We start from the raw sequence: 3,438 nt of genomic DNA, 5'->3' as shown, positions 1-3,438 counted from the left end.
ATGGCAGGCCGGGCGCGGGGAGCGGGCGGCGGGGCCGGGCCTGGGGACGCCGGTGGAGCGGGCGACGTTCCACACCCTCTACACCGCCTCGCTGGCCGCTCCCCCGCTGCGCGCCGGGCTGACGGAGGACGCGGCCCGCAAGGCGGCCCGGCGGCTGCGTTCGCTGCTGGGCACGGAGGCGCTGTGCCTCACCGACCGGGAGGCGGTGCTGGCCTGGGACGGACCGGGGGCGGACCACCATCAGCGGCGGGCGATGGCCCGGGTGGCGGTGATGCTGGAGTCGGGGCGCAGCCAGAGCCTGCGCACGGAGTGCCAGCGGCCGGACTGCCCGCTGAAGTGGGCGGTGTTCGCCCCGCTGACCGGTGAGGACGGGGTGCTGGGGGCGCTCGTCGCGTACGGGTCGCGGGAGTCGGCGGTGCTGGTGCGGGCGGCGACGGAGGTGGCCCGCTGGGTGTCCGTACAGCTGGAGCTGTCGGAGCTGGACCGGGCGCGGACCCGGCTGATGGAGGCGGAGATCAAGGCGCTGCGGGCGCAGATCTCCCCGCACTTCATCTTCAACTCCCTCGCGGCGATCGCCTCGTTCGTACGGACCGATCCGGAGCGGGCTCGGGAGCTGCTGCTGGAGTTCGCGGACTTCACCCGCTACTCCTTCCGCCGGCACGGGGAGTTCACCACCCTGGCGGAGGAGCTGCGCTCGATCGAACGCTACCTGGCGCTGGCCGGGGCCCGGTTCGGGGACCGGCTGAAGGTGACCCTGCAGGTGGCTCCGGAGGTGCTGCCGGTGGCGCTGCCGTTCCTGTGCCTGCAGCCGCTGGTGGAGAACGCCGTCAAGCACGGGGTGGAGGACTCCGCCGGGGAGTGCCGGATCACCATCGCGGCCCGGGACGCGGGTGCGGAGGCGGTGCTGACGATCGAGGACAACGGGGTGGGCATGGATCCGGCGCGGCTGCGCCGGATCCTGGCCGGGGAGCGGGCGGGCTCCTCGTCGGGGATCGGGCTGCCGAACGTGGACGAGCGGATGCGGCAGGTGTACGGGGACGACTACGGCCTGGTCGTGGAGACGGGCGTCGGCGCCGGCATGAAGGTCACGGTCCGGATCCCCAAGTACCGGGCGGGCGTGCACACGACGGCGCCCCGCCCCCCGGCCGGTCCGGCGGGGGGCGGGGCGTCGCACGAAGCCCGGGAGGGTTAGCTCCAGCTGGCGTGCAGCGGCTTGCCCTCGGCGTAGCCGGCGGCGGACTGGATGCCGACGACGGCCTTCTCCTCGAACTCGGCCAGGGAGGCCGCGCCCGCGTAGGTGCAGGAGGAGCGGACACCGGCGATGATCGAGTCGATCAGGTCCTCGACGCCCGGACGGGCCGGGTCGAGGAACATGCGGGAGGTGGAGATGCCCTCCTCGAACAGCGCCTTGCGGGCGCGGTCGTAGGCGGACTCCTCCGAGGTGCGGTTGCGCACGGCGCGGGCGGAGGCCATGCCGAAGGACTCCTTGTACAGGCGGCCCTCGGCGGACTGCTGGAGGTCGCCCGGGGACTCGTACGTGCCGGCGAACCAGGAGCCGATCATGACGTTGGAGGCGCCGGCCGCGAGGGCCATGGCCACGTCGCGCGGGTGGCGGACGCCGCCGTCGGCCCAGACGTGCTTGCCGTACTTCTTCGCCTCGGCGGCGCACTCGAGCACCGCGGAGAACTGCGGGCGGCCCACGCCGGTCATCATGCGGGTGGTGCACATGGCGCCGGGGCCCACGCCGACCTTGATGATGTCGGCGCCGGCGTCGATGAGGTCCTTGACGCCCTCGGCGGCGACGATGTTGCCCGCCACGATCGGGACCTGCGGGTCCAGGGCGCGGACGGCCTTGATCGCGTTGATCATCGACTCCTGGTGGCCGTGGGCCGTGTCGATGACCAGGGTGTCCACGCCGGCGTCGAGGAGCTGCTTGGCCTTGCCCACGAAGTCGCCGTTGATGCCGACGGCGGCGGCGATGCGCAGCTTGCCGTTGGCGTCGGTGGCGGGGGTGTACAGGGTCGCGCGCAGGGCGCCCTTGCGGGTCAGGATGCCGACCAGCCGGCCGTCCTTGTCGACGGCCGGGGCCAGCTTGCGGTGGCCGGCGTCGAGCTGGTTGAAGGCCTCGCGGGGGTCGATGTCGGCGTCGATGAGCAGGAGCTCCTTCGACATGACCTCGGAGAGCTGGGTGAAGCGGTCCACACCGGTCAGGTCGTGGTCGGTGACCACGCCGACGGGGCGGTGGTCGGCGTCCACGACGACGCCGGCGCCGTGGGCGCGCTTGGGCAGCAGCGAGAGCGCGTCGGCGACGGTCTGGGTGGGCGCCAGCGTGATCGGGGTGTCGAGCACGAGGTGGCGGGTCTTGACCCAGGAGATGACGTCGGTGACGACCTCGATCGGGATGTCCTGCGGGATGACCACGATTCCACCGCGGCGGGCGACGGTCTCGGCCATGCGCCGGCCCGCGATGGCGGTCATGTTGGCCACCACGAGCGGAATGGTGGTGCCGGTGCCGTCGGGCGAGGCGAGGTCCACGCCCTGGCGGGAGCCGACCGCGGAGCGGCTCGGCACCATGAACACATCGTCGTACGTCAGGTCGTACGGCGGCTTCAGGTCATTGAGGAAACGCACGTGCTGAACATCCCAGTCGATCGGAGGTACCTCGACAGATTCCAGCCGAGGAAACGCACGTACTTCATTCTCCCACGGCCGGGCGTTCATGCCGCCCGGGCCGATCGTCCAGGACATTCCGGGCCGTGTGGTCCTTTCCTACGAGACACGGGTCCCGAAAGGGCGGTGCAGGGGGTCCAGGCCCCCGGTCAGCGGGCTCGCGGTGGCCCCGTGGCGGACGGCGGTGAGTTCGGCGGCGATGGCGACGGCCGTCTCCTCGGGGGTGCGGCCGCCCAGGTCGAGGCCGATGGGCGATCTGAGGCGGGCCAGCTCGGCCTCGGTCACCCCCTCGGCCCGCAGCCGTCCGGTGCGCTCGGCGTGGGTCCGGCGCGATCCCATGGCTCCGACGTAGGCCAGGGGGAGGCGCAGGGCCAGGGCGAGGACGGGGACGTCGAACTTGGCGTCGTGGGTCAGGACGCACACCGCTGTACGGGTGTCCAGGCGCCCGGCGTCGCGTTCGGCGGCCAGGTGCCGGTGGGGCCAGTCCACGACCACCTCGTCCGCGCCGGGGAAGCGCTCGGGGGTGGCGAAGACGGGCCGGGCGTCGCAGACGGTGACCCGGTGGCCGAGGAAGGCGCCCATCCGGGCCAGGGCGGAGGCGAAGTCGATGGCCCCGTAGACGATCAGCCGGGGCGGTTCGGCGGCGGATTCCACCAGCAGGGTGAGCGGCTCGCCGCACAGCCCGCCGGCGGTGCCCAGCTCGGCGGTGCCGGTCCGTCCGGCGAGGAGCAGGGCCCGGACCCGTTCGGCGGCGGCCCGGTCCAGGGC

Annotated in this window: 3 protein-coding genes; 1 reads left to right on the top strand and 2 read right to left on the bottom strand. The window is 73.3% G+C overall.

The genetic code is table 11. The features are described 5' to 3' along the window. Window positions 1–1,192, top strand: a 1,192-nt coding sequence (locus VR44_RS05455) for a sensor histidine kinase (RefSeq protein ID WP_045946216.1), incomplete at its 5' end; no start/stop codon positions are given. On the opposite strand, the gene VR44_RS05450 is transcribed toward VR44_RS05455, so the two are convergent. Together VR44_RS05450 and VR44_RS05445 are read right to left on the bottom strand one after the other, a co-directional pair. Then, window positions 1,189–2,631 carry a GuaB1 family IMP dehydrogenase-related protein gene (locus tag VR44_RS05450; RefSeq protein ID WP_211275025.1) on the bottom strand — a complete coding sequence of 481 codons (1,443 nt, stop codon included), beginning with the start codon at window positions 2,629–2,631 and terminating at the stop codon, window positions 1,189–1,191. The genes VR44_RS05455 and VR44_RS05450 overlap by 4 nt on opposite strands. 138 nt (window positions 2,632–2,769) lie before the next feature. Next, window positions 2,770–3,438: XdhC family protein (locus VR44_RS05445; protein WP_045946214.1), on the bottom strand; the 669-nt coding region annotated here is incomplete at its 5' end.

The sequence above is a fragment of the Streptomyces katrae genome (assembly GCF_000966975.1).
Lineage (GTDB): Bacteria > Actinomycetota > Actinomycetes > Streptomycetales > Streptomycetaceae > Streptomyces > Streptomyces katrae.
This window is presented reverse-complemented; position numbering and strand designations above follow the sequence as displayed.